Consider the following 24,262-nt stretch of genomic DNA (forward strand, 5'->3'; position numbering starts at 1 on the left):
CTGAAGAGACCTTGTAGCGTGACTTCATGGACGTGCAGCGGCTGCGGATCCTCCGTGAGCTCGCCGACCGGGGCTCGGTCACGGCGGTCGCGCAGGCCCTGCGGTTCACGCCGTCGGCCATCTCGCAGCAGCTCAAGGCCCTGGCCGAGGAGGTCGGCGTCCCGCTGACCGAGCCCGCGGGCCGGGGGCTGCGGCTCACCGCGGCCGGGCTGGCGCTCGTCGCCGAGGCCGAGCACGTCCTCGCCGCGCTCGCCCGGGCCGAGGCGGCGGTGCAGGCGCTGCGGACGACTCCGCACGGCGTGGTCCGGATGGCGATGTTCCCCTCGGGTGCGCGGATGATGCTGGCCGGGCTGCTGCGGCGGGTGGCGGGCACCGGCATCGACCTGCAGGTCCGCGACCTGGACATGACCCCGCCCGAGGTCCCCGTCCTCGCCGCGGACCACGATCTCGTCGTCGCACACCGGGACGAGCACGCCGACCCGCTCGCCAGCGGCCGGCACCGCGTGGTGCCGCTGGTCCGGGAGCCCCTCGACGTCGTGCTGCCGCCCGGGCACCCGCTCGGCCGGCACCGCCGGCTCCGGCTCGACCAACTGGCCGGCGAGCCGTGGATCAGCGTGAACGTCGGCTGGCCGGTCGACGACGTGCTGCGCTCGCTCACCACCCGCACCGGCACCCGGCCCCGGGTCGTCCAGCGGATCAACGACTTCGCCGTGACCGAGGAGCTCGTCGCGGCCGGGGTCGGGGTCGCCCTGCTCCCCCGCTGGTCGACCGACGACCGGGGCGGCCGGCGGTTCCTGCGCCGCCCGCTCGCCGGCGTGCGCGCGGCCCGACTGGTGGAGGTGGTGATGCGGGAGAGCGTGGCCGAACGCCCGGCCGTGCGGACCGTGGTCGACGCCCTGCACGCCACCATCGCCGAGACCACCGGCGAGGAGAAACCCTAGGGGCGCTTGCTCTTCGGCAGCTTCGCGACGATCGCGTCGTACGACTCGTCGACCAGCTCGCGGAGCTCGTCGGCCGGCATCGTGCCGTCGAGCGCGACGACGTTCCAGCCGAAGCGCCCGATGTACGGCGACGCCGTGACCGCGGCCGGGTAGCGGTCGCGCAGCTCGGCCGCCTCGTCCGCGTCCCGCCCGCACTTCAGCCCGACGCCCTCGCCGCCCAGGAACGCGAAGATCTTGCCGCCGACCTTGGCCACGAGATCGCCCTCCCACGGCTCGTCGGCCACCGCACCGGGCTTGCCGAGCGCGTAGGTCGCGATCTCGTCGTGGTTCACGCGGGGCCGGTCCCCGCCGGGCGGCGCACGTAGTACCGCCAGGCCACGGCCAGCATCGCGATCGCGACGATCACGTACGTGGCCCCGACGAGCTGCTGCCCGGCGTTCCAGCCCAGCTCGACCTGGTTGTTGCCCGGCAGCCAGCGGAACGGGGCGAGGAAGAAGGTCACCAGGAGCACCAGCTCGACGGCGATCCAGCCCCGCCGCCGGGTCCGCACCGCATGGGCCCCGACGGCGACGACGGCCGGCGCGATCCACACCCAGTGGTGCGACCACGAGGTCGGCGAGACCAGCAGCATGAACGCGGCCATGGCGGACATCCCGATCGCCGGGTCGGCGCGCCGGACCGTCGGGACGAGCAGGACCAGGAGCACCAGCGCGACGACGACCCAGATGCCGGTCAGCAGCGGGCCCTCGACACCCCAGCGCGCGACGACCGCCTGGACGGTCTCGTTGGTGTAGAACACCGAGCCGCTGACGCCCGCCGCCGGGCCTCCGAACCAGTAGGCGGCCGACGCCTGGGCGTCGACGAGGAAGCCCACCGCCGTCGCGACGGCGGCGGTGACGACGGTGACCACGGCCGCCCGGAAGTCGCGGCGCAGCAGGAAGAACAGCACGAACGCCGCGGGCGTCAGCTTGATCGCCGCGGCCAGCCCGACGAGCAGGCCTCGCGGCCAGCGGGTGCGCGGGGCCAGGCAGTCGACCGCCACCAGGGCCATCAGGATGATGTTGACCTGGCCGAACTCGAAGGTCTGCAGCACCGGCTCGATCCACAGCAGCGCCGGCAGCGCCAGGAACGCGACCGACACGGCCCCGCTGCGGCCGCCAGCGGGCCAGGCCCGCAGCGCGGCGACGTACAGCGTGACCGCGAGCGAGGCCAGCGAGAGCACGAACAGCAGCACCCACGCCGCCGTCCACGGCAGCAGCGCCAGCGGAGTGAGCACCATGGCCGCGAAGACCGGGTAGATGAACGGCAGCGCCAGCCCGGAGATGGTGGGCGGCAGCGGGCCGTACATGTCCCCGCCCTGCAGCCACGTGTTCACGCCGAGCCGGTAGACCTCGAGGTCGATGTGGTAGCCGTGCGTGTGCAGCAGCAGGGCCGCGACCGAGATCGCCAGCAGCGGCAGGCTGATCACGAAGGAGCGCCGGGACAGCACGCGGAGCCGGACCCGCCGGACCATCTCGGCGGCGCCCGGGCGGGTGCTGGAGAGGGTCACGCGGTCCTCCGGCTCGTGCGTCGAAACGGCGCCCACCGTAGCAACGCGCCGGATCGGCGCGGCAACGCGGCGCAGCGGGGCCGCCGCGGCACCGCGCCGGGCCACGGCCGCACCGCGGCGGGGCTCAGCTGATCCCCGCCGCGTCCATCCCCCGCAGCTCCTTCTTCAGGTCCTGGATCTCGTCCCGCAGCCGGGCGGCCAGCTCGAACTGCAGGTCGCGGGCCGCCGCGAGCATCTGGTCGTTCATCTGCTGGATGAGGTCGGCCAGCTCCGCGCGCGGCATCGCCGTGGTGTCGCGGCCCGCCACGATCCCCGAGCTGCCCCCGGACGCGCGGCCCGGCTCGCCCGCGGCCCGCTTGCCCCGGGAGGCGTTGCGCCCGGAGCCGCCGACGGGGACCTCGGAGTCCTCCGCCTCGCGGTAGACCTGGTCGAGGATGTCGGCGATCTTCTTCCGCAGCGGCTGCGGGTCGATCCCCTTCTCCGTGTTGTAGGCGATCTGCTTGGCCCGGCGGCGCTCCGTCTCGTCGATCGCGTGCTGCATCGACTCGGTGACCGTGTCGGCGTACATGTGCACCTGGCCGGACACGTTGCGCGCCGCGCGGCCGATCGTCTGGATCAGCGAGGTGCCGGAGCGCAGGAAGCCCTCCTTGTCCGCGTCGAGGATCGCGACGAGCGACACCTCGGGCAGGTCGAGGCCCTCACGGAGCAGGTTGATGCCGACCAGCACGTCGTACTCCCCGAGCCGCAGCTGGCGGAGCAGCTCGACGCGGCGCAGCGTGTCGACCTCCGAGTGCAGGTACCGCACCCGGATGCCCAGCTCGAGCAGGTAGTCGGTGAGGTCCTCGGCCATCTTCTTGGTCAGCGTGGTGACCAGGACCCGCTCGTCCCGCTCGGCGCGCTCCCGGATCTCGCCCACCAGGTCGTCGATCTGGCCCTTGGTGGGCTTCACGACGATCTCGGGGTCGACCAGGCCCGTCGGGCGGATGACCTGCTCGACGAACTCGCCGCCGGTGCGCGACAGCTCGTACGGGCCCGGGGTGGCCGACAGGTAGACCGTCTGCCCGATCCGGTCGGCGAACTCCTCCCAGGTCAGCGGGCGGTTGTCGACCGCCGACGGCAGCCGGAAGCCGAACTCCACCAGGTTCCGCTTGCGGGACATGTCGCCCTCGTACATGCCGCCGATCTGCGGCACGGTGACGTGCGACTCGTCGATGACCAGCAGGAAGTCGTCCGGGAAGTAGTCGATCAGGGTGGCCGGCGCGGTGCCCGGGCCGCGGCCGTCGATGTGCCGCGAGTAGTTCTCGATGCCGGAGCAGAACCCGACCTGCCGGATCATCTCCAGGTCGTACTGGGTGCGCATGCGCAGCCGCTGGGCCTCGAGCAGCTTGCCCTGGTTCTCCAGCTCGGCGAGCCGCTCCTCCAGCTCCTTCTCGATGTCCCGGACCGCGCGCTCCATCCGCTCGGGCCCCGCGACGTAGTGCGTGGCCGGGAAGATCCGCACGGTGTCGACCTGCTTGACCACGTCACCGGTGAGCGGGTGCAGGTAGTAGAGCGCCTCGATCTCGTCCCCGAAGAACTCGATCCGGATCGCGAGCTCCTCGTACGCCGGGATGATCTCCACGGTGTCGCCGCGCACCCGGAAGGTGCCGCGGGCGAAGCTCAGGTCGTTGCGCGTGTACTGCACGTCGACCAGCAGGCGCAGGAACGCGTCTCGGTCGATCTCGCCGCCGACGTCGAGCTTCACGGAGCGGTCGAGGTACGACTGCGGCGTGCCCAGGCCGTAGATGCAGGACACCGACGCGACGACCACGACGTCCCTGCGGGACAACAGGTTCTGCGTGGCGGAGTGCCGCAGGCGCTCCACGTCGTCGTTGATCGAGGAGTCCTTCTCGATGTACGTGTCCGTCTGCGCGATGTACGCCTCGGGCTGGTAGTAGTCGTAGTACGAGACGAAGTACTCGACCGCGTTGTTCGGGAGCATCTCCCGCAGCTCGTTGGCCAGCTGCGCCGCGAGCGTCTTGTTCGGGGCCATCACCAGCGTGGGCCGCTGCACCCGCTCGATCAGCCACGCGGTGGTGGCCGACTTGCCCGTACCGGTGGCGCCGAGCAGCACCACGTCCTGCTCGCCCCGCTTGAGGCGCTTCTCCAGCTCCTCGATCGCCGCCGGCTGGTCGCCTGCGGGCTCGTACTCGCTGACGACCTCGAAGTGCCCGCCGGTGCGCTCGATCTCGCCCACGGGGCGGTACTCCGAGTGCGCGAGCGGGACCTCCGCCTCGCCGCCCTCACGAGCGCTGCTGTCACGAGCGCTGCCGGGAACCTCTGTCGCGAATGCCACGAACCCAGGGTACGAGCGACCCCCGACAGTTTCCTGCCGCCGAACCCCCCGCGCGGACCGTTCGTCGGGCAGGATCGGCCGCGTGCACCCGCCGAAGATCCAGACCTTCGACGTGCCCGCCGGCGTCAACTTCGACACCAAGGGCATCCGGCGCGAGGTGGCGGAGTACCGCCGCACCCCGTTCGGGCTCTACATGAGCCGGCCGGTGGTGGGCCGGGCGTCGGCGTGGTGGATCGAGTCGTGGCTGCTGCCCGACCTCGGGCTCGTGGTCACCGACTGGCAGTGGAACCCCGGGCACGAGCGCGAGCAGGACTTCTACCTCGACGTCGCCCGCATCGAGCCGGGCGAGGGCACGTGGCGCACCACCGACCTCTACCTCGACCTGGTGGTCAAGCGGGGCCTCTGGACCGAGGTGCTCGACGTCGACGAATTCGTCGAGGCCGTGGCCGGCGGGCTGATCGACATCGCGACGGCGGAGTGGGCGCTGCACCGCTGCCACGCGACCGTGGCCGCACTGTCGGCCCACGGCCACGACCTGGACGCCTGGCTGGCGGAGCAGGGCGTCGTCCTCACCTGGCAGGGGCCGGGCGAGCAGGTGCGGCCCGCGGGCTGACCGCCCTCTCGACGGCGCGGACCCGCGGGCGCGCCGCTCAGGCGATCAGCGCGGCCAGCAGGCCCTGCTGCTCCGCCGTGGTGGTCGACGTCGGCGTCGAGGTCCGCGTGGTCGTGGTGGTGGTGCTGGTCGGCGCCGCGGTGGCCGAGGTCCGGGTCGGCGTGGTCGGGTCCGGGTCACCCTCGTCCGTCGGCGTCGGCTTCGTGGTGGTCGTCGGCTTCGGGGTCGTGGTCGTCGTCGGCTTCGGCGTGGTCGTGACGACCGGGGGCGGCTCCACCGGGATCGGCGCCGGCGCCACCGGCTCCTGCGTGGTGGTGCGGGCGCGCGTGGTCGTCGTCCGCTTCTTCGTCGTGGTCGGGACGGGCTCCGCCGCCGCGACGGGCGCGGGGGCGACCGGCGGCGGCGCCACGGTGGTGGTCACCGGCGGCGGTGTCGTGGTGGGCACCTGCGCCACGGGGGCGACGACGACGGGCGCGGGCTCGGCGGCGGCGGTGCCGATCGCGGTGACCCCGCCGAGGGCGCCGACGGTCAGCACCGCGGCCGCGGCGGCACCGCTCGCGCGGTTGGCCGCACCGGCACGCCGGATGACGTCCTCGATCGCGGGCAGCGAGACGCCCGCGGCCAGCTCGTCGTCCAGCCTGCGGAGCTCGTCCGCGCCGCGGCCCTCCGGACGCGTGCCGTACTGCACCGGATTGGTCACCGGGCCTCCTCCTGGTCCGTGCCGTCGGTCGTGCCCTGAATCGTCTTCTCGGTCGACTTCTCGTCCCCGTCGGGCCGTTCGTCGGGGCCGTCGACGTCCCCACGCGCCGCGGGCGCGCCCGGAACGGCCGCCACGGTCGCCGACTCCACGTACTCCGCCCGCTCGCCGGGCTCCGGCGGCAGGAGCGGGACGCTCCCCAGCGCGGCCAGACCGGCCACGCCCTCCTCGATCAGGCTCCCGACCCGGTTGAGCCGCGCCTGCACGGTTCCCGGCGACACCCGCTCGAGCGCCGCGACCTCGCGGACCCCCATGCCGGCCATGTACACCAGCACCGCCGTGCGCCGCTCGTCGGCCGGCACCCGGGCGAGGGTGCGCAGCACGGCCGCGGTGCGCGGGTCGAGTCCCGCCTGCTCCTGCACGGGCGCACCGCGCAGGCCGAGGCGTGCGGCCAGGCGCCGCCAGGTGCTCGCCGAGGACCGCACCGCGACCCGGCGCACCCACGCCTCCGCGTCGCCCTCGCGGATCTCCGACCAGCGGCGCCAGGCGCGGGAGTACGCGTCCTGCACGAGGTCGTGGGCGGTGCCCGAGTCGAGGGTGATGGCGAAGAGCTGACCGACCAGCCGCGGGTAGTGCGCCTCGAGATGGGCGCCGAAGTCGGTGCGCAGCCCGCTCGGTGCGACGGGGTCCGCAGGAAGGTCTCGTTCGACGACGGAGCCGTCGGCAGCACCGTCCGACGCAGCACCCTTCGGAGCAGGGCCGTCCACGGTGCCGTCCCCAGTGGCGCCGATGGCGCCGTCCGCGACGGCGTCCTCCGGGGCGCTGTCCTCCGGATCGGCCGGAGCGGGCTCCTGGTCGACCTGTGCGCTCACCCTCCGCCCCTTCGTCGCCCCGCTGCCTCCCGGCCGGGCCCCGCCGGGTCCGGCCACCGTTCCCCGCCGCGGGCGTCACCCGCCGTCACGGTCCTGCCCGCGTATCGCGCGGGCCCGGCCCCCCGTTACAGCGAACCCCGGCCGGAAATACGCCCGATCAGCCTAGTACGACGGCAACCAACTGGTGGACGCGGCCCACTGCTCGGCCCTCGGCAACGCGGCGTCGAACCACGGCTCCTTGCGTGCGACGTAGCGCTCGGCGTCGGCGTCGCCGGCGAACTCGGCCGCCGCGGCCCGCTTGACCTGCAGGTACTCTGCCCGCGCCGCCTCGTCCGCCCGCAGCCAGTCCCGGAACAGCAGGGCGTAGCGCCAGCCGGTCGAGCCGTGCACGCGCACGTGGAGGTGCACCCGCTGGGCCGGGTCGGCGGCGGCGAAGTACCGCTTCCGCCAGTGCTCCGGGTCGGGGTCCGCGGGCTTCGGGTTGTCCTGCGTGATGCCCGGGATGCGGACCAGGCCGATCGCGCGCAGCGGCTCGTCGAGGGCGTCCGCGTCGTCGAGCGAGGCGACCGCGAGCTGCAGGTCCGTGACGTCCTTGGCGGGCAGCCCGGGCACCGCGGTCGACCCGATGTGCTGCACCCCCCGGCCGCGCTCCCCCGCCGCCCGGGCGACCCGCGCGGCCAGACGCGCACCCCGGTCCTCCCAGCCCGGCTCCGGGTCGACCAGGACGGGTGCTCCCCCGCGGACAGCACGGCCGAGCCGGACGTTCTCCTCGAGCGGCACCAGGCGGTCGTGCCAGAGCCGGTCGACCCGGGCCCGCAGCTCCTCCTCGGACCCGTCGTTGTCCAGCACCGCGTCGGCGACCGCCAGCCGCTCGGAATCCGACGACTGCTTCGCGATCCGCGCCCGCGCGTCCTCCTCGGTCATCCCGCGGCTCTCCACGAGCCGGCGCACGCGCACCTCGGCGTCCGTGTGCACGACCACGACGAGCGGGAACCGGGTCGCGTTGCCCATCTCGACCAGCAGCGCGGCGTCGTGCACCACGATCGCGTCGGGCCCGGCCCCGGCGACCAGCTCGGCCTGCCGCCGGGCGATGAGGGGATGGGTGATGCCGTTGAGCACGGCGAGCTGGGCGTCGTCCCCGAAGACGATGGAGGCGACCTTCGGCCGGTCCATCTCGCCGTCCGGCCCCACCACCTCGGGTCCGAACGCCTCGGCGATCCGGGCGAGCCCCTCGGACCCCTTCGCGACGACCTCGCGGGCGATGAGGTCGGCGTCGACCAGGACCGCCCCCAGCTCCACCAGCCGCCGCGAGACCGTCGACTTGCCCGCCCCGATACCGCCCGTCAGCCCGATCTGCAGCACGGGGACGACCGTACCTGCGGGTGGATCACCGGGCGGCGGCCACCGGCGACACCGCCTTCGGGGGCGTGGTGGTCGAGGGCGCGCTCGCGGGTGCGGGCGGCGCGCTCGTCTCCGGTGGGGCCGGCTGGGTCGCGCCGTCCTTGGGCAGCACCCGCAGCGCCAGGTCGACGAGCCGGTCGACGGGAGCGCCCGGAGCCCGCGCGGCCGCCGGGAGCACGAAGGTCAGCGTGTCCACGCCGTAGACGACGGCGAGCACCGTCTCGGTCCCGCGCTCGACCGCGACCGCGGGCGCGGCCCCGATCGACAGGTCGCGGGACTGCCCGTCCGACCGCTCCGCGTTGGTGTTGAGCTGCCACTGCCGCTTGGCCGCCGCGGCGTCGCCGTACCGCCCGATGTTGATGTCCAGCAACGTGTTCCCGCCGCCCTGGCCACTCGCGGAGTAGCGGCAGCCGATGCGCTCGGTACGGCCGACCGACGGCTCCGGGACACCGCGGATGGTGCGCAGCGCGGTGGACCCGATGGGGCGGGCGAGGAGGGCGCCGAGATCGTCCGGGCCGAGCAGGGAGGCGCAGTCATCCGGAAGGGCGATCTTCGTGGGCCCGGCACCGGACCCGGCGGCCGCCGACTCGGTGAAGGTCGGCACGGGCAGCGACTCCTCGCCGGTCGCGGTCGAACAGGCGGTCAGCACGCCCAGCCCGACGGCCAGCATCGCCACCACACGCCCCCCGACACGCATGGATCAACCGTAGATCCCCCTACATGATCGACACACGTGGCGCGCCCGGGCCGTGACGGAACGCAGCCCGATCGTGATCCGCGCGACACCCGGTGGAGTACCCCCGGACGCCGAACGGCCCCGGTCCGCGAGGACCGGGGCCGTTCGTCAGACCGAGCGTCAGGCGCTCAGCCGGGGATCACGCACCGCCGGAGAGCTTCTCCCGCAGGGCAGCGAGCTGCTCGTCGCTGGCCAGCGACCCGCCGCTCTGCGCCTCCTGGGAGGCGCCGCCGCCGGACGAGTAGTTGGCGGCGCCGGTGTCGGCACCCGCCTCCTCCTCGGCCTCGGCGGCCTTGCGGATCTGTGTCATGTGCTGCTCGTAGCGCTCGTGCGCCTCGGCGTACTGCTTCTCCCAGGCCGCGCGGGCCTCGTCGTAGCCTTCCTTCCACTCGCCGGTCTCGACGTCGAAGCCCTCGGGGTAGATGTAGTTCCCCTGGTCGTCGTACTCCGCCGCCATGCCGTAGCGGGTGGGGTCGAACTCGGTGTCGACCGTCATGCCCTCGTTGGCCTGCTTCAGCGAGAGCGAGATGCGGCGCCGGTCGAGGTCGATGTCGATGACCTTGACCATCGCGTCGTCGCCCACCTGGACGACCTGCTCCGGGATCTCCACGTGGCGCTCGGCCAGCTCGGAGATGTGGACCAGGCCCTCGATGCCCTCCTCGACGCGCACGAACGCACCGAACGGGACGAGCTTGGTGACCTTGCCCGGGACGATCTGGCCGATCGCGTGGGTCCGGGCGTAGAGGCGCCACGGGTCCTCCTGCGTCGCCTTCAGCGACAGCGAGACCCGCTCGCGGTCCAGGTCGACGTCGAGGACCTCGACGGTGACCTCCTGGCCCACCTCGACGACCTCGGACGGGTGGTCGATGTGCTTCCAGGACAGCTCGGACACGTGCACGAGGCCGTCGACGCCGCCGAGGTCGACGAACGCGCCGAAGTTGACCACCGAGGAGACGACGCCCTTGCGCACCTGGCCGCGGGCCAGCTGGTTGAGGAACTCGCTGCGGACCTCGGACTGGGTCTGCTCCAGCCAGGCGCGGCGGGACAGGACCACGTTGTTGCGGTTCTTGTCCAGCTCGATGATCTTGGCCTCGATCTTGCGGCCGACGTACGGCTGGAGGTCGCGCACGCGGCGCATCTCGACCAGCGAGGCGGGCAGGAAGCCGCGGAGCCCGATGTCCAGGATCAGGCCGCCCTTGACGACCTCGATGACGGTGCCCTCGACAGGCTCGTCCGCCTCCTTCAGGGCCTCGATCGTGCCCCAGGCGCGCTCGTACTGGGCGCGCTTCTTGGAGAGGATCAGGCGACCCTCCTTGTCCTCCTTCTGGAGGACGAGGGCCTCGACGAACTCGCCGACCTCGACGACCTCGGCGGGGTCGACGTCGTGCTTGATCGACAGCTCCCGCGAAGGGATGACGCCCTCGGTCTTGTAGCCGATGTCGAGCAGGACCTCGTCACGGTCGACCTTGACGATGGTGCCCTCGACGATGTCGCCATCGTTGAAGTACTTGATCGTCTGGTCGATGGCGGCGAGGAAGTCCTCCTCCGACCCGATGTCGTTGACGGCGACCTGCGGCGTGGTCGGGGCGGCGGTGGTGTCGGTGGACATGTAGTGGGGTGCTCCGGTGGATGTCTTCGGTTGTGGCCGCGTCACGGGCGGCCGGTCGGTGGATGTAGCCGTGACTGGATGGTGCGTGTAACAGTCACCTTCGATCGTCGATTCCCCGCGGGTGATCGAGCGCCGCGAGCCCCTCGTGCACCAGCTCGAGTCGGCCCCGCACACGTTGACCACGGGTACGGGTCATGCTACGCGGCACCCGATCAGCGGGGCAATGCGGGTCCCCGGTGTGGAACTGGGACGATCCGGGGCGTGAGCTGCACGTGTCGGGTGGATCGATCATGAGCGCGCGGACGCCCCGCCGGGACCGGCGATGAGCGCCGAGGAGGTGCTCGGGACGGCCGGGATCGCCCGCCGGACGGTGGGTGCCGCGGAGTCCGAACGGGCCAGCCGCGCCTGGTGGGACGCCGACGCCGCGGACTACCTCGCCGAGCACGGCCCGGACATCGGCGACGCCGAGTTCGTGTGGTGTCCCGAGGGCCTGCACGAGGCCGAGGCCGGGCTGCTCGGCGAGGTCGCCGGGCGTCGCGTGCTGGAGGTCGGGTGCGGGTCGGCGCCGTGTTCGCGCTGGCTGCGGGTGCAGGGGGCCGAGCCCGTCGCGCTGGACCTGTCCCGCGGGATGCTGCGGGCCGCCGCCGACCTCAACGCCCGGACCGGGATCGACGTCCCGCTCGTCCAGGCGGGCGCCGAGCACCTGCCGTTCGCCGACGGCTCCTTCGACCTCGCCTGCTCGGCCTTCGGGGCGGTGCCGTTCGTGGCCGAGCCGGTGCAGGTGATGCGAGAGGTGCACCGGGTGCTGCGGCCCGGCGGCCGCTGGGTGTTCGCGGTCAACCACCCCATGCGCTGGATGTTCTCCGACGACCCGGGGCCCGGCGGGCTGACCGTCACCCAGTCGTACTTCGACCGGACCCCCTACCTCGAGGTCGACGGCGAGGGCCGGGCGACGTACGTCGAGCACCACCGGACGCTGGGCGACCGGGTGCGGGACGTCGTCGCGGCCGGCCTGGTGCTCGACGACCTCGTCGAGCCGGAGTGGCCCGACGGCTTCGACCGGGTGTGGGGCCAGTGGTCGCCGCTGCGGGGCGAGCTGTTCCCGGGCACGGCGATCTTCGTGACCCACCGCCCGGCATGACCCTCCTGCGGGTCACCTGGCGGCAGGTCACGCGGTGGCGGGCGGAGCGCCAGCTGCTGACCCGCGGCGAATCGGACGCGGTCGAGGTCGCGCGCCGGCTGACCGGCATCCACGCGCAGGTGGCGTCGAGCAGCGTGGCGATCGCGGCCGTCCGCGGCAGCTCCGACGGCGTCGACGCGGCCCTGTGGTCCCGCCGTGCCCTGGTCCGGACCTGGGCGATGCGCGGGACGCTGCACCTGCTGCCGGCCGACGAGCTCGGGCTGTGGGCGGCGGCGCTCACCGACCGCGAGTCGCGCCGCCGCTTCCCGCCCTCCTGGGAGCGGGAGCACGGCGTCTCCGGTGAGACCCTGCACGCGATCACGGGCGCGATCGGGCGGGTGCTCGACGCGGAGCCGGTCACCCGCGCCGAGCTCGTCGAGCGGGTGTGCGCGGACCTCGGCCGGCCGGAGGTGGCCGGGCCGCTGGCGACGAGCTGGGGCGCGCTGCTCAAGCCGGCCGCCGCCCGCGGGCTGCTCTGCTCGGGGCCGGACGGCACCTTCGTCTCCCCCGCCGGCTGGCTCGGCCGCCCGCTCGACGGGTGGGCGGCCGCCGAGGCGAACCGGGCCGTCCTGCTGCGGTTCCTGGCCGTCAACGGCCCGGCGACGGCGCCCGACGTCGCGCGGTGGTGGGGCGAACAGCCTGCGCCGGCGAAGCGGTGGATCAAGGCCGCGCCGGTGGTGCCGGTCGAGATCGACGACGAGGCGGGGTTCGTGGTCCGGGCCGAGGACGCCGACGCGCTCGCCGCCGTCCCGGCCGCGGGCGAGCACCCCGGGGACGGCCCGTTCCTGCTGCCCGGCTTCGACCCCTGGGTCATCGCGCCGCTCAGCCACCGCCGGCGGGCGATCCCGGAGGGGCGGGAGTCCGAGGTCAGCCGCACGGCCGGGTGGATCTCGCCGGTGCTCGTCGTCGACGGGCGGGTGGCCGGGGTGTGGGAGCGCTCCGACGAGACGATCACGGTGCGGGCGTTCACCCGGCTTCCGGCCGCCGTCCGGAAGGCCGTCGCGACGCGGGCCGGCGCCGACGTCGTCTGGTCGTGAACGCGCAGGTCGACCGGGGTCGTGAGTGGCTACCGCCCCTCTAGGGGCAGTAGGCACTCACGGGTGGCTAGATTCGGGCGGTGCCGATCGACGCCTCCCAGCTCCCCTCCCTGCACGGCCCCACGGTGGCCGGCCAGCTGAACGACCGGATGGGGATCGAGATCCTCTCCGCGTCGCTGGAGGAGGTGCGGGGGCGCATGCCGGTCGACGGCAACCGCCAGCCCTACGGCCTGCTGCACGGCGGGGCGAGCGGCGTGCTGGCGGAGACGCTCGGCTCGGTCCTCGCGGCGATGCACGCGCTGCCGGAGCGCTTCCCGGTCGGGCTCGAGCTGGCGTGCACGCACCACCGCGCGGCCACCGAGGGGTTCGTGACGGGCGTGGCCCGGCCCATCCACGTCGGCCGCAGCACCTCGACCCACGAGATCGTGCTGACCGACGAGCAGGGCCGCCGGACCTGCACAGCCAAGCTCACCTGCCTGCACCGGGACACCGAGCCCACCGTCCGCCCCTCGTGAGTGGCGATAGTCGCTATAGCGACTATCGCCACTCACAGGATCAGGTGCCGACGTTCTCGCCGAGGTAGGCCTCCTGCACCCGCGGGTCGGCGAGGAGCTCGGCGCCCGAGCCGGAGAGCGTGGTGCGGCCGAGGTCGATCACGTAGGCCTTGTCCGACAACGCCAGCGCGGCCAGCGCGTTCTGCTCGACCAGGAGCACCGTGGTGCCCTCGTCGCGCAGCTCCCTGACGGTGTCGAAGATCCGCTGGGTCATGATCGGCGAGAGCCCCATGGACGGCTCGTCGAGCATGAGCAGCTTCGGCCGGGACATCAGCGCGCGGCCGATCGCGAGCATCTGCTGCTCGCCGCCGGAGAACAGGCCGGCCTTGTTGGCGCGCCGCTCCCCCAGCACCGGGAACAGGTCGAACACGCGCTGCATGTCCTGCGCGATGCCGGACTCGTCCTTGCGGGTGTACGCGCCGAGCCGCAGGTTCTCCTCGACCGACATGCGGGCGAACAGCCGGCGGCCCTCCGGGCTGTGCGCCACGCCCCGGGAGAGGATCTCGTGCGCCGGCATCTTCTGGATCGGTGTGCCGTCGAACTCGATCGTCCCGGAGACCGGCCGGAGCAGCCCGGACAGGGTGCGCAGCGTGGTCGTCTTGCCGGCGCCGTTCGAGCCGATCAGGGAGACGATCTGGCCCTGCTCGACGTCGAACGTCACGCCGCGGACGGCCTGGATGGCGCCGTAGGCGACCACCAGGTCGCGGACGGACAGGAACGTCATTACTCGGACTTCCCCTCTGCCGTGCCGGCCCCGTCCGCCGCACCGCCGGTCTGCAGCTGCGCCGAGACCTCCTCGGGCGGGGCGCCGAGGTAGGCCTCGACGACCCGGGGGTCGCCGCGCACCTCGTCCGGCGAGCCCTCGACCAGCAGCTCGCCCTGGACCAGCACCAGCACCCGGTCGCACAGCGTGAAGATGAACTTGGTGTCGTGCTCGATCACGACCACCGACACGCCCAGGTCCCGGATCGCGAAGATCAGCTGCCGGGTGGCCTCGGTCTCCTGCGCGTTCATGCCCGCGGTGGGCTCGTCGAGCAGCAGCACCGACGGGTCCGTGGCGAGCGCGCGGGCGATCTCGAGCCGCCGCTGGTCGCCGTAGGGCAGGTTGCGGGCGAGCTCGTCGGAGAAGCGGGTCAGCCCGACGAACGCGAGCAGCTTCTCCGCCCGCTCCGCCGCCTCGGCCTCGCTGCGCCGGAACCGCGGCCCGTGCAGCAGCGACGAGATCGGCCCCTGCTTCATCCGCACGTGCCGCCCGACCAGCACGTTCTCCGTGGCGGTCATCGAGGGGAAGAGCCGGATGTTCTGGAACGTCCGGGCCACACCCGCCTCGGTGACCCGCGCCGGGTCCTGCGGCATCGCCCTGCCGCGCAGCGTGACCTGGCCCGAGGTCGGCGTGTAGAGCCCGGTGAGGCAGTTGAAGAAGGTCGTCTTCCCCGCCCCGTTGGGCCCGATCAGGCCGATGATCTCGCCCTCGTGCAGCGACAGGTTCACGTCGCTGAGCGCACGCAGGCCGCCGAACTGCATCGTCACGCCGGACGACACGAGGATCGGCTCCCGGGTGCCGGTGGCGATGTGCATGTCCTCGGCGAGCTCGGCGGTGACCTCCTCGGGAGGGGCCTCCACCTCCACCACGGCCTCGGCCGCCGCCGAGGTGCCGTCGGTGGTCGTGCCGTCCGTGGTCGTGCCGTCCGTGGGCGTGCCGTCCGCGGTCTGGGGGTTCTCGCTCACGGCTCCACCCTCGTCGGAAGGGGCCCGGGGCCCTCCTTGGCGACGTCCTCGACGTCGGGGTCGGTCAGCTCCGCCTTGCGGTGCCGGTCCGGCACGATGCCCTGCGGCCGGAACCGCATGATGAGCACCAGGGCCAGGCCGAACAGCAGCAGCCGGTAGTCGGAGAACTCGCGCAGCTTCTCCGGCAGCACGAACAGGATCGACGCGCCGAGCACGGCGCCGGGGATCGTGCCCATGCCGCCGAGGATGACCGCGGCGAGCAGCGTGACCGACTCCAGGAACCGGAAGGAGTCGTAGGCGACGACGGCCGTCTTGTGCGCGAAGAACGCGCCCGCGAGGCCGGCGAGCATCGCGCCGATGAGGAAGGCCAGGATCTTGATCGGGCCGGTCCGGATGCCCATGGCGCTGGCGGCGTCCTCGTCCTCGCGGATGGCGATCCACGCCCGGCCGAGCCGGGAGTTCTTGAGGTGCGCGAACACCAGCATCACGGCCGCGACCAGCAGCACGATCAGGAAGTAGTACAGGACGCCCGAGGGCAGCCGCAGGCTCCCGATCACGACGGAGTCCGAGAACTTGAAGTCGCCGACGCCCACCGCCGGGATGTTCGGGATGGCGTTGGCGCCGCCCGTCAGCCCGCCGATGTTGTTCTGCGCGCTGCGGACGAAGATCTCACCGAAGGCCAGCGTGACGATCGCCAGGTAGTCGCCGCGCACCCGCAGGGTCGGCGAGCCGACGATCGCGCCGAACATCCCGGCCACGACGGACGAGATGATCATGACCAGCACGAACGGCAGGTGGATGCCGATCTGCGAGGCCGCCGCCCCGGACAGGTTCGCCGCCACGAAGGCGCCGATGCCGAGGAACGCGACGTACCCGAGGTCGAGCAGGCCGGCGAGGCCGACCACGATGTTGAGCCCGATCGCCGTGGCCGCGTAGACGCCGATGTTCGACGCCACCGTCATCCAGTACTCGGTGCCGGCGCTGGTCAGCGGCAGCAGCAGGGCCACGATCAGCAGCACGATCACGCTGAACGTGCGGTGCCGCTCCGAGACCGCGGAGACCCAGGTGAGCAGGCCGGAGGCGTTGAGCGCGGCGAACGCGCCGCCCAGGGCCGCCAGCAACGACAGGAACACGACGCCGGCGTAGGGGTTGACGACCCCGCCCTGACCGCCGCTCGTGAGCACCGCCGCCACCAGCAGCAGCACGATCACGAACAGGACGACGAGCAGGATCCACTCCACCCACCAGGGCAGCGTCCAGGTCCACACCGGCTTGCGCTCGAGCCCGCCCGCGCTCGCGCCGAGCACGGTGACCAGGCCGCCGACCAGCGCGACGATCGAGCCGAACGCGATCGTCCCCTCGGACGCGGTGATCGCGCCGAGCCCGCCGCCCTCGACCGTGATCCACAGGCCGTTGATCAGGGCGACGACGGTGGCGCCGATCCCGAGCCCGCGCACGATGCGGTGCCGCGCCGGGATCCGCCGCAGGGCCGCCACCACGATCGCGGCCAGCCCCAGGATCACCAGGTGCAGCCGGAAGCCGGTGACGCCGAACGGGTCGACGAAGAAGTTGAGGGTCGCCTTCTCCGGGTAGGGCCCCTCGTTGAGCACGAAGGTCACCCACGGCAGGTAGGCGCCCACCAGCGTGAGCACCCCGCCGACGATCATGAGGACGGTGGAGCGGGGCGCGGCCGCGTCGAGCAGCCGGGCGAACCGGCCGGTGTGCCGCGGCCGGGCCGCGGGCGTGGCCGGGGTCTCGGGGGTCGCGGTGGTGGTCATGCGCGCACCCGCTCGGACTCGCCGAAGAAGCCCTGGGGCCGGAACACCAGGACGATGATCAGCACGACGAAGATCCAGACGTAGTCGTAGGCCGTGCCGCCGGGGAGGTACTGCCCGCCCAGGGCCTTGACCAGCCCGATCACCAGGCCGCCGACCACGGCGCCGCGGATGTTGCCGATGCCGCCGAGCACGGCCGCGGTGAACGCGAAGATGCCGTTCTGGAAGCCCATGTCGATGTTGATGTTGTTGAGGTAGCTGCCGTACAGCACGCCCGCCACGCCGGCGAGGGCGCCGCCGATGGCGAAGGTCAGCACGATGACGCGGTCGGGGTCGATGCCCATCAGCCGCGCGACGTCCCGGTCCTGCGAGGTGGCCCGCATGGCGCGGCCGAGCCGGGTCCGCTCCACGAACCGCTCGAGGCCGAAGGCCAGCACCAGCGACATGACGATCAACAGGATGCCGACGTACCGGATCACCACGCCGTCGCCGATCGGGATGACGACGGCGCCCTCGATGAACAGGTTCGGGAACGGGAGGGCCGCCGTGGCCCCCGGGTAGAACACGCGCATGGCCTCCTGCAGCGCGACCGACACGCCGAGGGCGGTGATCAGCGGGGCGAGGCGCGGCGCGTTGCGCAGCGGCCGGTAGGCGAAGCGCTCCATGGCCACGGCGATGAGCATCGCGACGATCGCGCCCGCCACCAGGGCGATCGGCAGCGCGAAGTACCAGGTCGTGGCGATCGCCGTGGGCAGGATGTACGTCAGGGTGGCCAGGCCGCCGTAGGCGCCGACCATGAAGATCTCACCGTGCGCGAAGTTGATCAGCGTGATGATCCCGTAGACCATCGTGTAGCCGAGCGCGATCAGCGCGATCAGCGAACCGAGCACCAGCCCGTTCGCGATCTGGGACAGGAACGTGGACAAACGAGGGGTCTCCTCCACCGCGTGCACGAGCGGGGACGGGTGGTGTCCCGTCCCCGCTCACGTGCATCCTCGTCGCGTACCCCCGGTCGGGGACGCGCGTCAGCTGGCCGGGTAGGTGCCCGTCTCCAGCGGCTTGAACTCGCCGCCCTGGACCGAGTACACGGTCAGCACCTTGTTGGTGGTGTCGCCGTACTGGTCGAAGGAGATGGCGCCCGTCGCACCCTGGAGGTTGGTGGCCTGGACCGCGGAGATCAGGCCGTCCCGGGTGGCGTCGGAGAAGGTGCCGTTGCCGACCGCCTTCGCCACGCCCTGGATGAGGACGTTCGCGGCGTCGTAGGTCAGCGCGCCGTAGGCGCTGAACGGCTCGGAGTAGCCGGCCGCGGCGTAGGCGTCGATGAAGGCCTTGGCGCTGGGCAGCTGCTCCGGCGGGGCGCCGACGTTGGTGGCCAGGTCGCCCTCGCGACCCCCGAGCGAGACGTAGGTCTTGTCGACGATGCCGTCGCCGCCCATCAGCGGGATGTTGAGGCCCGCGTCGGCCAGCTGCTTCGACAGCGGGCCGGCGACCGGGTACTCGCCGCCGTAGTAGACCGCGTCGGGGTTCGTCGGGCGGATCTTGGCGATGACGCCGGAGAAGTCCGTGTCCTTCTCGCCGACCTTCTCGCGCGCGACCACCGTGGCGCCGAGCTTCTCGGCCTCGGTGGCGAACTGCGACGCGAGGCCCGCGCCGTAGGTCTTGCCGTCGTCGATCACGGCGATGTTCTTCTTGCCGGCCTTCTGCACCATGTACTGCGCCGCGAACGGGCCCTGGATGGCGTCCGTGGTCGCGGTGCGGAAGTACGTGGCGTTCGGCCGCGACGGGGCGGACTGGTAGTTGTCGCCCTGGGTCAGCGCCGGGTTGGTGTTGGCCGGCGAGATCTCGACGATCTTCTTGTTGGCCAGGATCGGCGCCGCCGACTGGGCGGTGGAGGAGTTCAGGGTCCCGATGACGCCGACGACGTTCGGGTCCGAGGCCAGCTTAGTGGCGGCCTGACCGGCGATCTGGGCGGTGGCCTGGTCGTCCTCGGCCTGCAGCGCGAGCCGGTACCCGGGCACCGTGCAGTTCTGGTTGGCCTGGTTGACCGCGAGGTCGGTGGAGTTCTTCATGCCGAGGCCCAGCGCCGAGAGGCTGCCGGACAGCGGGGCGATGAACCCGACGACGAGGGTCCCCTTGCTGGTGTCGCAGGAACCTCCGCCCCCGCCCGTCGCCTCTTCCCGGTTGGTGCTGCACGCGGTGAGGGCGAGGGCCCCCGCGAGCAGGGCGGCGGTCGCTGCGACCTTCCGCGTCCGACTCATGTTCTGTCCTTCCGTGCCAACCACGTCGACGGCGGTCCCCCGAGCACCCGCCAGGCCCCCGGACAGACGCCGGAAGCGCCGCGGACGTTAGGTCACCGGCGGGTGCGGCGTCATCCCGAGCGGCGGCAGCTTTACCAGACCGCAACCGGATATCGCGCAGCGTCACCACGGCCTCACCCGGAGTGCTGAGTTATCAGATCGTTATCAAGCGGCAGCGCGCTGACCAGCACAGACGGCGTTAGCACGTGGTGAAGCTCGCACTTCCCGCGGTGCCGTTACCGCAGGGTAACGATCATGCGCACGGGTCGGAGAACGGCGCGAGGCCGCCCCGGCGGTCTGCCGGGACGGCCTCGCGACGACGTGCGGTGAGGTGCGGGGCGGTGCTGATGCCCGCTCCGCGGGCTCCGCTCCGAGCCGATGCTCGCTCCGCGAGCTCCGCTCCGAGCCGATGCTCGCTCCGCGGGCTCCGCTCAGCCCTTCGCGGGGGCGAGCCCCTCGATGACGGCCTCGGCGACCGCCTTCATCGTGGTGCGGCGGTCCATCGCGGTGCGCTGGATCCACCGGAAGGCCTCGGGCTCGGTCATGTTCTGCTTCGCCATCAGCAGGCCCTTGGCCCGGTCGACGACCTTGCGGGTCTCGAACCGGTCGTGCAGGGAGGCGACCTCGTCCTCGAGGGCGCGCTTCTCGGCGAAGCGGGACACGGCGAGCTCGATCGCGGGCACCAGCTCGTGCCGGGCGAACGGCTTGACCAGGTAGGCCATGGCGCCCGCGTCGCGCGCACGCTCGATGAGGTCGCGCTGGCTGAAGGCGGTGAGCATGACGACGGGCGCGATCTTCTCCTCGACGATCGTGGCGGCCGCCTCGATGCCGTCCTTCTTCGGCATCTTGACGTCCATGATCACGAGGTCGGGCTTGAGGTCGCGGGCCATCTCGATGGCCGCCTCACCGTCGGGGGCCTCGCCCGCGATCCGGTATCCCTCTTCCCCGAGCATCTCGGTCAGGTCGAGACGGATCAGCGCCTCGTCCTCCACCACGAGGACGCGCCAGCCGACGGCGGGTCCGTCGTCGGTCGTCTTGTCCTCGGACACTGGCTGGCTCACGGGTGGGTTCTCCTTAGGCATGCGGGTCGAACGCAAGGGCCCAGGGTAGCGGCGATAAGGTTGCGCGCAGGTTGCCCAGGCCCTGTGATCCCGCGCGACGCGAGCGAGAACACAGTCGGAGCCGGAGGGCGGCCTGCCGGCCCCCGTAGCCCAATCGGCAGAGGCAGCGGACTCAAAATCCGCCCAGTGTGAGTTCGAGTCTCACCGGGGGCACCACCCTGCGACCTGCGGGTCCGCGGTCGGCGTGATCACTCCCCGGCGCGTCGCGGTGCCGGCACCGGTCCCCGGACGGTACGGTGGACGGCGCGGGCACCCCGCTGGGCGCCGCGCATCCGGTCACGGCCGGCCTGCGCGGTGGGTGTCGCGGAATCGTCGACCGGGAATCCCTGTTGTGCCGTGTGCGGGCTGTACGCCCCGGCGGCGGTGATCTCACGCAGACCCGGACCGGCGGCGTCCCGGAGGAGCCGTCTCGGTCTCCCCCGCCACGCCCACACCCGACCGCAGCACTGTGCGCGGCGCGGCCGCAGCGGCGGCCCTGCCGGGCATCTCCGAGGAGGAATGAGTGGCTCGACGAGGCAAGCCCCAGACGAGGGCTCGCCGTAGCGCCCCGCAGAACCGACGCGGCCACGAACGCGCCGAGGACGTCATGTCGGTGCTGGCACGCTCCGTCCGCGAGGTCGAGACCGCCCTGCGGAACAGCCGGGTGACACCCGCGACGCGGACGAAGTTCCAGGCGGTCGCATTGTTGCTGCGCCAGGAGCGCGCCCGCGTCCGGGCGGACGAGAACGCCCGCGACCGGCAGCGGACCGAGAAGCTCAAGCGGCTCGACGGCATCGCGAAGGCCCTGGCCATGAGCGCCGTCCGCGAGCCCACCCTGCTCGCGCTCCTCGAGGAGGACGCCGTCGTCACCGACGAGGCCCGTTCCCTCACCCGCACGGTCCTGCGGAAGGCGGGCATCGAGACCGCCCCCGAGGAGGACGTCCCGGCCCCCGTCGTGGAGGCCCCCGCCGCCCCCGCCAGGCCCCGCGTCGTTCCGCAGTCGGTGGTCTCGCGGCAGATGGCGAACCCGTTCCTCGCCCCCGACTTCTCGGCCCCCCGGCCGGCCGCACCCCGTCCCACCCCGCTCGCGGGCTGGGAGCTGCTCGGGCCGCTGCTGCGGTCGTTCGAGCGGGCCGGCGCCGGCACCGCGGCGTGCATGACCCTGCCGACGGTCGAGTCCGCGCCGTCCACCCGGAAGGCGCGGGGCGGGAACGACCGCGAGCTGATGCCGCACCAGGCCCGCGTGGTCGCCGCGGCCGCGGCCGGCCACCGCACCTTCCTGCTCGCCGACGAGCCGGGGCTGGGCAAGACGGCCCAGGCGCTGCTCGCCGCCGAGGCGGCCGACGCCTATCCCCTGCTGGTCGTCGTGCCCAACGTCGTCAAGACGAACTGGGTGCGCGAGGCCGGCATCTGGACGCCCCGCCGCGCGGCCACCGCGATCCACGGCAACGGCGAGACCGTCGACGGCTTCGCCGACATCGTCGTCGTCAACTACGAGGTGCTCGACCGGCACGTGGGCTGGATCGGCGACTTCGGCTTCCGCGGGATGGTCGTTGACGAGGCCCACTTCATCAAGAACAAGTCCTCCCAGCGCTCGCAGCACGTCCTGGAGATCTCCGACCGCATCCGGTCCTTCACCGCGCGGCCGCTGCTGATGGCCCTGACCGGCACCCCGCTGATCAACGACATCGAGGACTTCCTCGCCATCTGGCAGTTCCTCGGGTGGATCGACTCGACGAAGCCGCGCGCCGAGCTGATGGACGCGCTCGCCGCGACCGGCCTCACCCCGGCCGACCCGGGCTTCTACCGCGCCGCCCGGCAGGCGGTCGTGGACCGCGGCATCGTCCGCCGGCGCAAGGTCGACGTCGCCGCGGACATTCCGGCCCGGCGGATCGCCGACCTCCCCGTCGAGCTCGACGGGGCCGCAGGCCGCTCGATCCGGGCGGCCGAGCGCGACCTCGCGCGTCGCCTCGTGGCGCGCTACGAGGACGCGCTGGCCACCCGCCGGTCCGGCGCGGTCGTCGAGGGCATCGACCACGACCTCGTGCGCCGGGTCGCCCGGTGGGAGCAGAAGGACGCGGCCGAGGCGTCGAGCGGCGACAACGTCTTCGGCATGATGCGCCGCATCGGCCAGGCGAAGGCGGCCCTCGCCGCGGACTACGCCGCCCAGCTCGCCCGCAGCGCGGGCAAGGTGGTCTTCTTCGCCAAGCACGTCGACGTCATGGACGCCGCGGAGGAGGTTTTCACCAAGCAGGGTGTCCGATTCTCCTCGATCCGCGGCGACCAGACGTCGGCCGTCCGGCAGCGCAACATCGACGCCTTCGTCAACGACCCGGACGTCTCCGTCGCGGTCTGCTCGCTGACCGCGGCCGGCGTCGGGCTCAACCTGCAGGTCGCGTCGAACATCGTCCTCGCGGAGCTCTCCTGGACGGCCGCCGAGCAGACGCAGGCGATCGACCGCAGCCACCGCATCGGCCAGACGGAACCGGTCACCGCGTGGCGCATCATCGCCGCGCAGACCATCGACGCCAGGATCGCCGAGCTGATCGACGGCAAGGCCGGCCTCGCCGCCCAGGCGCTCGACGGCTCCGACGAGGAGGTCGGGTCCTCGGCCGACGTGCAGCACGCCGCGCTGGTCGCGCTCCTGACGGAGGCCCTGACGGAGGCGCTGCCGGTGGCGTGAGGCGCCTCGCGAGGTCCGGCCCCGCCGATCACCGCACCAGGCGGTAGAAGCGGAAGAAGTCGTTCTCGATGTCGAGGATCTCCAGGTCCGCGAACCCCGCCTCGCGGGCGTAGCGGCGCAGGGTGTCCGGCCGCATGACGGTCCCGGTGCCGGCGGAGTCCTCGTGGGCCATCCCGTCGGCGAGGCAGCACAGCAGGCTGTAGCCGTACATGAGCCGCTCGATCTCGTCGCCGGGCGCCGCGAACGTCTCGGCCACCCGCTCGTCCATGACCACGACGGTCCCGCCGAGCCCGCGCATCGCCTCCAGGACCGCGACGGGGTCGGGCAGGTCGTGGATGCACTCGAAGGCGAAGACGACGTCGTAGGTCCCGTCGGCGGAACCGGCGTCAGCGAGGTGGAAGCGGACCCGGTCGGCCACCCCCGCCTCCCGTGCGTTGCGGCGGGCGGCCTCGACGGAGGGTTCGTCGAGGTCGAAGCCGTCGACGGTCACCTCGGGGTAGGCCAGGGCGATCCCGATCGCCGACCAGCCGTGCCCGCACCCGACGTCGGCGACCCGGGCCCCGGCCCGCAGCGTCGCGTCGATGTCGGGGACCGAGGGCAGGTACTCGCGGCCGAGGGGCCCGAGGAACAGCGGCCGGTTGGCGGCGGCCTGGCCCTCGCGGGCGTCGGTGCCGTGCTGTGCCCACGAGACGCCGCCGCCGGTGCGGAAGGCCTCGGCGAGCAGGTCCGTCTGCTTGGCGCACCCCAGCGCGAGCCGGGCGAGCGGGACGACGTGGTCCAGGGACAGGACGTCGACCAGCGCGGCCCGGTGCTCGACCGGCAGCGCGTAGCGGCGGGCGGTGCCGTCGGGCTCGGCGTCGGCCGTCAGGATCCCGGTGACGGCCTGCTGCTCGCACCACTCCCGGGTGTAGCGCTCGGCGGTGCCGGTGCGGGCGGCGAGCTCGGCCGGGGTCAGGGCGGTGCCGTCCGGGCCGTCGGCGAGCGCGCGGTAGTAGCCGAGCCGGTCGCCGAGGTAGACGGCGTGGACGTCCATCGTGGCGAGCAGGGCGGCGAAGAGTCGCTCGGTCAAGGACTCGGTGGTCCCGGTCGTCGCTGTGGTGGTGGTCGTGTCGGTGGCGGTCATGGGTCTCCCCCTTCTCTCGCCGACGACGATGG

21 protein-coding genes and 1 tRNA gene are annotated in these 24,262 nt (G+C 72.9%); 7 read left to right on the top strand and 15 right to left on the bottom strand.

Annotated features, from left to right (window positions below; genetic code table 11):
• The first annotated feature begins 26 nt into the window (after positions 1 to 26).
• Positions 27 to 941: a LysR family transcriptional regulator gene (locus PKE99_RS21410; RefSeq protein WP_037044206.1), complete on the top strand. Its 915-nt coding sequence runs from the start codon at positions 27 to 29 to the stop codon at positions 939 to 941.
• Here PKE99_RS21410 and PKE99_RS21415 read toward each other — a convergent pair.
• The 3 genes from PKE99_RS21415 to uvrB form a co-directional block, all read right to left on the bottom strand.
• A complete protein-coding gene (locus PKE99_RS21415; protein WP_037044204.1) occupies positions 938 to 1,273 on the bottom strand; it encodes an MmcQ/YjbR family DNA-binding protein in 336 nt (111 codons plus the stop codon). The genes PKE99_RS21410 and PKE99_RS21415 overlap by 4 nt on opposite strands.
• Positions 1,270 to 2,490, bottom strand: coding sequence for a glycosyltransferase 87 family protein (locus PKE99_RS21420; RefSeq protein ID WP_037044502.1), 1,221 nt, complete (start codon positions 2,488 to 2,490; stop codon positions 1,270 to 1,272). The genes PKE99_RS21415 and PKE99_RS21420 overlap by 4 nt, the downstream gene beginning before the upstream one ends.
• A 124-nt stretch (positions 2,491 to 2,614) precedes the next feature.
• A complete protein-coding gene (gene uvrB, locus PKE99_RS21425; RefSeq protein WP_037044202.1) occupies positions 2,615 to 4,825 on the bottom strand; it encodes an excinuclease ABC subunit UvrB in 2,211 nt (736 codons plus the stop codon).
• Positions 4,826 to 4,907: 82 nt separating this feature from the next.
• Between uvrB and PKE99_RS21430 the strand changes: the two genes are divergently transcribed.
• Positions 4,908 to 5,438 (top strand): ribonuclease FAU-1 family protein, encoded by a 531-nt coding sequence (locus PKE99_RS21430; protein WP_081924019.1) that lies wholly within the window; start codon positions 4,908 to 4,910, stop codon positions 5,436 to 5,438.
• A 37-nt stretch (positions 5,439 to 5,475) separates the two neighbouring features.
• On the opposite strand, the gene PKE99_RS21435 is transcribed toward PKE99_RS21430, so the two are convergent.
• From PKE99_RS21435 to rpsA, 5 genes are all read right to left on the bottom strand, one after another.
• Positions 5,476 to 6,138 (bottom strand): hypothetical protein, encoded by a 663-nt coding sequence (locus PKE99_RS21435; RefSeq protein ID WP_037044199.1) that lies wholly within the window; start codon positions 6,136 to 6,138, stop codon positions 5,476 to 5,478.
• Complete coding sequence (locus tag PKE99_RS21440; RefSeq protein WP_051737218.1) at positions 6,135 to 7,007, bottom strand: RNA polymerase sigma factor; 873 nt, start codon at positions 7,005 to 7,007, stop codon at positions 6,135 to 6,137. The genes PKE99_RS21435 and PKE99_RS21440 overlap by 4 nt, the downstream gene beginning before the upstream one ends.
• A gap of 162 nt (positions 7,008 to 7,169) precedes the next feature.
• The gene (coaE, locus tag PKE99_RS21445; protein ID WP_037044196.1) at positions 7,170 to 8,369 is read right to left on the bottom strand and encodes a dephospho-CoA kinase; all 1,200 of its coding nucleotides are present in this window, start codon (positions 8,367 to 8,369) and stop codon (positions 7,170 to 7,172) included.
• Between the two features lie 25 nt (positions 8,370 to 8,394).
• Positions 8,395 to 9,105: a hypothetical protein gene (locus PKE99_RS21450; RefSeq protein ID WP_156067442.1), complete on the bottom strand. Its 711-nt coding sequence runs from the start codon at positions 9,103 to 9,105 to the stop codon at positions 8,395 to 8,397.
• 178 nt (positions 9,106 to 9,283) lie between these two features.
• The gene (gene rpsA / locus PKE99_RS21455; RefSeq protein ID WP_037044191.1) at positions 9,284 to 10,753 is read right to left on the bottom strand and encodes a 30S ribosomal protein S1; all 1,470 of its coding nucleotides are present in this window, start codon (positions 10,751 to 10,753) and stop codon (positions 9,284 to 9,286) included.
• 322 nt (positions 10,754 to 11,075) lie between these two features.
• On the opposite strand from rpsA, the gene PKE99_RS21460 reads away from it, so the two are divergent.
• The 3 genes from PKE99_RS21460 to PKE99_RS21470 all read left to right on the top strand — a co-directional run bounded on the left by PKE99_RS21460 (position 11,076) and on the right by PKE99_RS21470 (position 13,485).
• Positions 11,076 to 11,894: a class I SAM-dependent methyltransferase gene (locus PKE99_RS21460; RefSeq protein ID WP_037044189.1), complete on the top strand. Its 819-nt coding sequence runs from the start codon at positions 11,076 to 11,078 to the stop codon at positions 11,892 to 11,894.
• A complete protein-coding gene (locus PKE99_RS21465) occupies positions 11,891 to 12,970 on the top strand; it encodes a DNA glycosylase AlkZ-like family protein (RefSeq protein ID WP_051737217.1) in 1,080 nt (359 codons plus the stop codon). The genes PKE99_RS21460 and PKE99_RS21465 overlap by 4 nt, the downstream gene beginning before the upstream one ends.
• Positions 12,971 to 13,050: 80 nt before the next feature.
• Positions 13,051 to 13,485, top strand: coding sequence for a hotdog fold thioesterase (locus tag PKE99_RS21470; RefSeq protein ID WP_037044186.1), 435 nt, complete (start codon positions 13,051 to 13,053; stop codon positions 13,483 to 13,485).
• A 40-nt stretch (positions 13,486 to 13,525) separates the two neighbouring features.
• Here PKE99_RS21470 and PKE99_RS21475 read toward each other — a convergent pair whose 3' ends face one another.
• From PKE99_RS21475 to PKE99_RS21500, 6 genes are all read right to left on the bottom strand, one after another.
• Positions 13,526 to 14,248, bottom strand: a complete 723-nt coding sequence (locus tag PKE99_RS21475) for an ABC transporter ATP-binding protein (RefSeq protein WP_037044184.1) — start codon at positions 14,246 to 14,248, stop codon at positions 13,526 to 13,528.
• Complete coding sequence (locus tag PKE99_RS21480) at positions 14,248 to 15,252, bottom strand: ABC transporter ATP-binding protein (protein WP_231498156.1); 1,005 nt, start codon at positions 15,250 to 15,252, stop codon at positions 14,248 to 14,250. Before PKE99_RS21480 ends, PKE99_RS21475 begins: the two co-directional genes overlap by 1 nt.
• On the bottom strand, positions 15,249 to 17,030 hold the full coding sequence (locus tag PKE99_RS21485) for a branched-chain amino acid ABC transporter permease (RefSeq protein ID WP_051737216.1): 1,782 nt from the start codon (positions 17,028 to 17,030) through the stop codon (positions 15,249 to 15,251). The genes PKE99_RS21480 and PKE99_RS21485 overlap by 4 nt, the downstream gene beginning before the upstream one ends.
• Positions 17,027 to 17,953, bottom strand: a complete 927-nt coding sequence (locus PKE99_RS21490) for a branched-chain amino acid ABC transporter permease (protein ID WP_037044183.1) — start codon at positions 17,951 to 17,953, stop codon at positions 17,027 to 17,029. The genes PKE99_RS21485 and PKE99_RS21490 overlap by 4 nt, the downstream gene beginning before the upstream one ends.
• A 99-nt stretch (positions 17,954 to 18,052) precedes the next feature.
• The gene (locus PKE99_RS21495) at positions 18,053 to 19,285 is read right to left on the bottom strand and encodes a branched-chain amino acid ABC transporter substrate-binding protein (RefSeq protein ID WP_037044180.1); all 1,233 of its coding nucleotides are present in this window, start codon (positions 19,283 to 19,285) and stop codon (positions 18,053 to 18,055) included.
• 470 nt (positions 19,286 to 19,755) lie between these two features.
• On the bottom strand, positions 19,756 to 20,385 hold the full coding sequence (locus PKE99_RS21500; protein WP_231498155.1) for an ANTAR domain-containing response regulator: 630 nt from the start codon (positions 20,383 to 20,385) through the stop codon (positions 19,756 to 19,758).
• A 139-nt stretch (positions 20,386 to 20,524) separates the two neighbouring features.
• Here PKE99_RS21500 and PKE99_RS21505 point away from each other — a divergent pair.
• Both PKE99_RS21505 and PKE99_RS21510 read left to right on the top strand, forming a co-directional pair.
• Positions 20,525 to 20,601: transfer RNA gene (locus PKE99_RS21505), tRNA-Leu, on the top strand.
• A gap of 430 nt (positions 20,602 to 21,031) precedes the next feature.
• Positions 21,032 to 23,107 (top strand): DEAD/DEAH box helicase, encoded by a 2,076-nt coding sequence (locus tag PKE99_RS21510; RefSeq protein WP_197040568.1) that lies wholly within the window; start codon positions 21,032 to 21,034, stop codon positions 23,105 to 23,107.
• A 28-nt stretch (positions 23,108 to 23,135) separates the two neighbouring features.
• Here PKE99_RS21510 and PKE99_RS21515 read toward each other — a convergent pair whose 3' ends face one another.
• Complete coding sequence (locus PKE99_RS21515; protein WP_037044172.1) at positions 23,136 to 24,230, bottom strand: class I SAM-dependent methyltransferase; 1,095 nt, start codon at positions 24,228 to 24,230, stop codon at positions 23,136 to 23,138.
• Between the last annotated feature and the right edge of the window lie 32 nt (positions 24,231 to 24,262).

This window comes from Pseudonocardia halophobica (genome assembly GCF_027922425.1).
In the GTDB taxonomy this organism is placed as follows: Bacteria; Actinomycetota; Actinomycetes; order Mycobacteriales; family Pseudonocardiaceae; genus Pseudonocardia; species Pseudonocardia halophobica.

Bases quoted from the DNA above. Each gene is read 5' to 3' on its own strand.
- PKE99_RS21410 (WP_037044206.1), top strand. From the start codon at position 27: ATGGACGTGCAGCGGCTGCGGATCCTCCGTGAGCTCGCCGACCGGGGC.
- PKE99_RS21450 (WP_156067442.1), bottom strand. From the start codon at position 9,105: ATGCGTGTCGGGGGGCGTGTGGTGGCGATGCTGGCCGTCGGGCTGGGC.
- rpsA (WP_037044191.1), bottom strand. From the start codon at position 10,753: ATGTCCACCGACACCACCGCCGCCCCGACCACGCCGCAGGTCGCCGTC.
- PKE99_RS21460 (WP_037044189.1), top strand. From the start codon at position 11,076: ATGAGCGCCGAGGAGGTGCTCGGGACGGCCGGGATCGCCCGCCGGACG.
- PKE99_RS21465 (WP_051737217.1), top strand. From the start codon at position 11,891: ATGACCCTCCTGCGGGTCACCTGGCGGCAGGTCACGCGGTGGCGGGCG.
- PKE99_RS21475 (WP_037044184.1), bottom strand. From the start codon at position 14,248: ATGACGTTCCTGTCCGTCCGCGACCTGGTGGTCGCCTACGGCGCCATC.
- PKE99_RS21485 (WP_051737216.1), bottom strand. From the start codon at position 17,030: ATGACCACCACCGCGACCCCCGAGACCCCGGCCACGCCCGCGGCCCGG.
- PKE99_RS21495 (WP_037044180.1), bottom strand. From the start codon at position 19,285: ATGAGTCGGACGCGGAAGGTCGCAGCGACCGCCGCCCTGCTCGCGGGG.
- PKE99_RS21510 (WP_197040568.1), top strand. From the start codon at position 21,032: ATGTCGGTGCTGGCACGCTCCGTCCGCGAGGTCGAGACCGCCCTGCGG.
- PKE99_RS21515 (WP_037044172.1), bottom strand. From the start codon at position 24,230: ATGACCGCCACCGACACGACCACCACCACAGCGACGACCGGGACCACC.